Source organism: Mesorhizobium sp. M4A.F.Ca.ET.020.02.1.1 (genome assembly GCF_004022645.1).
GTDB lineage: Bacteria > Pseudomonadota > Alphaproteobacteria > Rhizobiales > Rhizobiaceae > Mesorhizobium.
The window spans coordinates 1-5,127 of sequence record NZ_RZOI01000449.1; the positions used below are offsets into that span (position 1 = coordinate 1).

The following is a 5,127-nucleotide window of genomic DNA, read 5'->3' on the forward strand; positions in this document are numbered from 1 at the left end:
GTCGTCAGTCTGGCCGTCACCTTGACATGGCCGTTCGGCCGCGACAGGGCGCCGTAGCTAACCGAATTGACGGCGAGCTCATGCATGGCGAGACCGACATGCAAGGCGGCGTTGGGATTGAGGTAGGGGTTTGCGCCCTCGAAGCGCACGCAGCGTCTGGGGTCGGCGGCATAGCGGCCGACCTGGCCGGAAACGAGCTCGTGAAGCTCCGCACCCCGCCAGTTGGAGGATGTCACCAAATCCTGCGAGGCGGCCAACGACTGCAGCCGGCCGCGGAAGCGCGTTAGGAAATCACCCGACGTTCCGGAATAGCGACTGGTCTGGCTGGCGATGCTCTGGATGATGGCGAGCAGGTTCTTCGAGCGGTGGCTGACCTCGCGCAGCAGCGTCTTGAGCGTTTGCTCGCGGCGCTTCTGCTCGGTGGTCTCGACCATGGTGGTGACGACGCCCTGCACCTCGCCGCCGTCGCTGTGATCGGCGTCGATCCAGACCTGGAACCAGCGGACGCCGTCTTCGGCGGGCACGCCGAGCTCGAGCCGTTCAGGGTTGCCGGAGGCTATGACGCTGCGCTTGGCGGCGCCGATACGCTCGGCCTGCGCCGGCGGCAGGATGCCGTTGCTGTCTGGCGTGTCCGAGGCCCATGGCGCGCGCATGTTGCGCGCCCAGATCGTCTTCATCTCGCGGTCCTGGTAGAGCACCGAGATGCCGGCGTTGTGCAGCGCGTGGAGAAGAGCCCGGCCAAGCTGCATTCCGCTTTCGGCCGGATGCAGGGCGATGACCTCTTCGCCCTGCCCGCTGTTGCTCATGTTTGCGGCCTTGGAACGCATCGATCGCTTGCCACCGAACTCAGGCTGAACGGCCTATTGCAAAATGGGTTCCTGAAATGAGGATCCAGATACGGTCCGCCGAGCGGCATCTCGTTGGAGGATACCGCCCGGCGGGGGCTGGAAACCGTTTGAGGGGTGCGGCTTCCAGTGTTCGGAGGCTCGCCCTCACGCCCGTTTGAACAGGCCGGCAATGAGCGAGATGATCAGGAAGGCGAGGAAGATGAAGAAGAGTATCTGCGCGATGCCGGCCGAGGTGCCGGCGATGCCGCCGAAACCAAGCGCACCGGCGATGATCGCCACGACGAGAAAAACGAGCGCCCAGTAAAGCATGATCCGTCTCCTTCCTATGCTGCGGTAAAACGTGGGTGGGTAGCGTTTGTTCCACCATTTACCGAAAAAGACGATCCCTGGAAGGGGTGGGATGCGAATTCCAAAGTCTCGCCGCGACGCCCGTCCGAGACGCGCCGAAAAGCTCTATTTCATGCGGGATGGCGGACGGCGGCGGGGCGCGCGGCACCTCGTACTACGCCGCAGCCTTGGCCTGCCGATCGAAGAACAGCGCCTGGCTGATCAGCGCCTTCACCATGTCCGGGTTGAACGGCTTGGTCACCAGGAAGGCCGGTTCCGGCCGCTCACCGGTCAGCAGGCGCTCGGGAAAGGCGGTGATGAAGATCACCGGCACCGGCGTGGAGGACGGGATCTCGTTGACGGCCTCGATGCCCGAGCTGCCGTCGGCAAGCTGGATGTCGGCCAGCACCATCTTCGGCCTGGTCTTGCCGAAAATCGCCACCGCCTCGGCATGGGTGCGCGCGGTGCCGACGACGCGATGGCCAAGGCTCTCGACCATTTCCTCGATGTCCATGGCGATCAGCGGCTCGTCCTCGATGATCAGCACGTCGGTCGCCACCTGGCGGGAAATCTCGTTGCTCGCCTGGGCAAGCAGATCGGAGAATTCCTGCTCGTCGGCATCCAGGATCTCGGCCGCCTCGTCCTCGCTGAAGCCTTCGACGGCGACCAGCAGGAAGGCCTGCCGGGGCCGAGGGGCAATCGCGTTGAGATTTGCGGCCGCCCGCTGTTCCCATGCCGACTGTGCGTGTTCCTGCGGAACACGGATGGCGACCGACGTGAAAAGCCTGGCGAAGACCTTGTAGAGCGCGATGCGGTCGTTCGACGCCTGGGGAAAGATGTCGACATCGGAGATGATGGCCTCAAGCATCGCGGCGACCAGCGCGTCGCCGCTCTCCTGCGATCCGGAGACGGCGCGCGAGAAGCGGCGCAGGAACGGCAGATGCGGCGCGATGGTGGCGGAAAGGCTCATGATTGACGTCTCCCTCAGATGACGCAGTTGCATAGGTTGCCGGTCAAGCCGATGGCAAGCCCCGAAAAAATGAAACGCCGGCTTTCCGAAAAAGTTCCTATGGTGTGGAACTAATATAAGGGGACGACGTTTGAGGTCGGGACGGGCAACCAGACGAGGGTGCCGCTTTGCGTTGTGTGTTAGGGGCGGCCAGGGTGCTGGAAATAAAGGGCGAAATGAAGGATATGACGAAAGACACTTCGGCTGGCGCCGCAGGCAGGCGCCGGGCTATTTCCGGCGACCCGCTCGGGCCAAACTCGGAAATCGGCCGCAAACTCAAGCAATATTACGACGAGCTGGTCTCCGATCAGGTGCCGGACCGCTTCTCCCAATTGCTCAGTCAATTGGAGCAGGCAGACCCCGCACGGAAAAAGGATTGAAGCATGGCGGCCGTCTCGCAGAGCTTCAAGACCGACCTGCTCGGCTCGATCCCGAGCCTGCGCGCCTTTGCGGTATCGCTGACGCAAAACGCCGACAAGGCCGACGATCTGGTGCAGGAAACGCTGGTCAAGGCCTGGGACAAGCATGAAAGCTTCCAGCCGGGCACCAATCTCAAGGCCTGGCTGTTCACAATCCTGCGCAACGAGTTCTATTCGCAGATGCGCAAGCGCGGCCGCGAAGTGCAGGACAGCGACGGCATCATGACGGCGAGGCTCGCCGTTCATCCGGCCCAGCACGGCCAGCTCGATCTGAAGGATTTTCGAGGCGCGCTCGAACAGTTGCCGGAGGATCAGCGCGAAGCCATCATCCTGATCGGTGCATCGGGCTTTTCCTACGAGGAAGCGGCGGAAATCTGCGGCTGCGCCGTCGGAACGATCAAGAGCCGTGTCAGCCGTGCACGTGCCAGGCTGCAGGAAATCCTGAAGATATCCGGCGAAGACGAGTACGGTCCGGATGCGATATCGGCGCAAGTGACAGGGTCGAACGCCGCCTAAGGGTCCGGGCGACCTCGAAGCCGGCTTTCAGCACTCATGCCAGCGGTCCGCGGCCGCAGGCCGCCGCCACCGCCTCGACAAGATCCTCCCCGGAGAAGGGTTTGCTGACCAGCCTGATCTCCGGAAAGGACGTCTTCAATTCGTCCAGGTCGGAATAGCCGGAGGCGAAGATGAAGGGCAGGCCGGATTCGCGCAGCCGCGAGGCGAAGTCGAGGGTAGAGGCGCCGCTCAGCATCAGGTCGACGATGGCGGCGTCGAATCGGGCGGCCACATGCTCCGGCTCGATCTCGGTGAGGTCGCCCGCAACGACCACGTCGCCGGCGCCATAGTCGCGGCACAGCTGTTCGACATCCGCGGCGATGAGGAATTCGTCTTCCAGGACGAGAATCCGCAATCCGTCAAGCAATGGCACCTAGCAAAATCTCCTCAGATATGCCTCCCAGAAGAGGCAGTCATGAGCGCTATCGGGCGCGCTGTCATTTAAAAAGTTATGTCGGAGCGCCGACGAATTTTTGATGAGACAGGAGCGAGCGGTCCGGATCCGGCACGGCCTCGCCGAAGGGTTCCGCCAATTCCATTTACTGGCTCGGAACCTTGCCGTGTGTCGGGCGTTGAAAGCAAGCAAACGCAAGGAGTTAAGCCATGGCGAGCGCCGCAGGAAGAGCCGCGAATGACGGCCGGACGAGTCCAGACCTCGAAGCCGACATCAGGCAACTGAAAGCCGACATCGAAAAACTGACCAAGCAGTTGGCGAAGACCGGCGAGCACGGCTATGGAACGGCGCGGCGGGCCGCCAGCGAAGGCGTCGAGCAATTGCGCGCCCAAGGCGAAGCTGCCTTCGAAGGATTGCGCGGCAATGCCAGGGACATCGAGGCGCAGATCGCCGCCAATGTGCGCGAAAAGCCGGTGACCTCGCTGGCGATCGCGGCAGGTGTCGGCTTTCTGTTCGCGCTTCTGGCGCGGCGCTAGTTCCGCACAGATGGGAATGCTGGCATCGCTGATTTCGGCTGTCGCCTCCGGCGAGGCCGTCGCGGCGCTCGGCCGCGCGCGGACGATGGCGATCGTCTACGGCGTTGCGGCGCTCGCGGCACTCACCGGCCTCGGCTTCCTCATCGGCGCGGCCTATATCGGGCCGCCGGACGCTATGGCCCGATGGCGGCCTCGCTGGGCTTCGGCATCGGCTTCCTCTTGATCGCCGGACTTATCCTTGTTGTCTACCAGTTGTCGGCGGGCCTGCGGGCGCGGCGCCGGGCACGCCGGCGCCTCGCCGATATGAAGGCGCTTGGCATCACCGCCGCGCTCGCCGCGCTACCAGTTCTGCTCAAGGGGAAGGGCGGGCTCGGCGCCGTTCTTGGTCCGGCGCTGGCGTTGGTTGCCTATGCGATCTACCGGGAGAATGCGAAGCCGGACCACGGCAAGGATCCGGACAACGAGACAGGCTAGAACGATTCCAGGTAACCGGTTCGCACTTGTCCTGGAATTGCTCAAGTTCCATAGCTATTTGGGCAGATCCTCCAACGGCATCGATATTTCGGCAAAGACGCCGTCCGGGCGGAATTCGTGCTTCACTGCGCTGGAGATGACCTTGGTCAGGCCGCGGCGGATCAGGATCGAGCCGAAGCCGTGACGATCCGGCGGCTCCACCTGAGGGCCGCCGGTTTCGCGCCAGGTCAGCACCAGGCGACGAGTGCCCTTTCTGCCGTGCGTCTTCCAGCCGAGTTCGACCCTGCCGGACGCTACCGACAGCGATCCGTGCTGCAGGGCGTTGCTTGCCAGTTCATGCAGGATCAGTCCGAGCCCGACCGCCTGGTCGGGGGTGAGCAGCAAGTCGTCGCCAGTGATCGTCATGCGCGGCTGCTCGGCGCTATCGAACGGCTTGACCTCGACCTGCACCAGCTCGTTGATGCCGATGCCGCGCCATTCGCGATCGGACAGGAGGTTGTGGGCGGCGCCCAGCGCCTGCAGCCTTGCGCCGAAGGCTTCCAAGAACTCGCTCGGCCGGCGGGCG

At 63.8% G+C, this 5,127-nt stretch carries 8 protein-coding genes and 1 pseudogene; 4 read left to right on the forward strand and 5 right to left on the reverse strand.

The window, feature by feature from the left end; all coding sequences use genetic code 11:
• From EN742_RS23730 to EN742_RS23740, 3 genes are all read right to left on the reverse strand, one after another.
• Positions 1-827 (reverse strand): sensor histidine kinase (locus EN742_RS23730; RefSeq protein WP_148670214.1); only part of this gene is annotated, 827 nt, incomplete at its 3' end.
• A gap of 165 nt (positions 828-992) precedes the next feature.
• On the reverse strand, positions 993-1,157 hold the full coding sequence (locus EN742_RS23735; RefSeq protein WP_036240811.1) for a DUF1328 domain-containing protein: 165 nt from the start codon (positions 1,155-1,157) through the stop codon (positions 993-995).
• A gap of 193 nt (positions 1,158-1,350) precedes the next feature.
• Positions 1,351-2,145 carry a response regulator gene (locus EN742_RS23740; RefSeq protein ID WP_128333350.1) on the reverse strand — a complete coding sequence of 265 codons (795 nt, stop codon included), beginning with the start codon at positions 2,143-2,145 and terminating at the stop codon, positions 1,351-1,353.
• 215 nt (positions 2,146-2,360) lie between these two features.
• On the opposite strand from EN742_RS23740, the gene EN742_RS23745 reads away from it, so the two are divergent.
• Positions 2,361-2,564, forward strand: a complete 204-nt coding sequence (locus EN742_RS23745; protein ID WP_126059339.1) for a NepR family anti-sigma factor — start codon at positions 2,361-2,363, stop codon at positions 2,562-2,564.
• Positions 2,565-2,567: 3 nt separating this feature from the next.
• Complete coding sequence (locus tag EN742_RS23750) at positions 2,568-3,119, forward strand: RNA polymerase sigma factor (protein WP_126057999.1); 552 nt, start codon at positions 2,568-2,570, stop codon at positions 3,117-3,119.
• Between the two features lie 34 nt (positions 3,120-3,153).
• Here the strand turns inward: EN742_RS23750 and EN742_RS23755 are convergent, their stop codons facing one another.
• Complete coding sequence (locus EN742_RS23755; RefSeq protein WP_126059340.1) at positions 3,154-3,525, reverse strand: response regulator; 372 nt, start codon at positions 3,523-3,525, stop codon at positions 3,154-3,156.
• 236 nt (positions 3,526-3,761) lie between these two features.
• Between EN742_RS23755 and EN742_RS23760 the strand changes: the two genes are divergently transcribed.
• The gene (locus EN742_RS23760) at positions 3,762-4,088 is read left to right on the forward strand and encodes a DUF883 family protein (protein WP_126058000.1); all 327 of its coding nucleotides are present in this window, start codon (positions 3,762-3,764) and stop codon (positions 4,086-4,088) included.
• A 10-nt stretch (positions 4,089-4,098) separates the two neighbouring features.
• Positions 4,099-4,562: pseudogene (locus EN742_RS23765) on the forward strand (hypothetical protein).
• A gap of 54 nt (positions 4,563-4,616) precedes the next feature.
• Here EN742_RS23765 and EN742_RS23770 read toward each other — a convergent pair.
• Positions 4,617-5,127 (reverse strand): sensor histidine kinase (locus tag EN742_RS23770; protein ID WP_148670215.1); only part of this gene is annotated, 511 nt, incomplete at its 5' end.

Coding starts and splice junctions, on each gene's coding strand:
- EN742_RS23760 (WP_126058000.1), top strand. CDS start 3,762: ATGGCGAGCGCCGCAGGAAGAGCCGCGAATGACGGCCGGACGAGTCCA.
- EN742_RS23735 (WP_036240811.1), bottom strand. CDS start 1,157: ATGCTTTACTGGGCGCTCGTTTTTCTCGTCGTGGCGATCATCGCCGGT.
- EN742_RS23745 (WP_126059339.1), top strand. CDS start 2,361: ATGAAGGATATGACGAAAGACACTTCGGCTGGCGCCGCAGGCAGGCGC.
- EN742_RS23750 (WP_126057999.1), top strand. CDS start 2,568: ATGGCGGCCGTCTCGCAGAGCTTCAAGACCGACCTGCTCGGCTCGATC.
- EN742_RS23740 (WP_128333350.1), bottom strand. CDS start 2,145: ATGAGCCTTTCCGCCACCATCGCGCCGCATCTGCCGTTCCTGCGCCGC.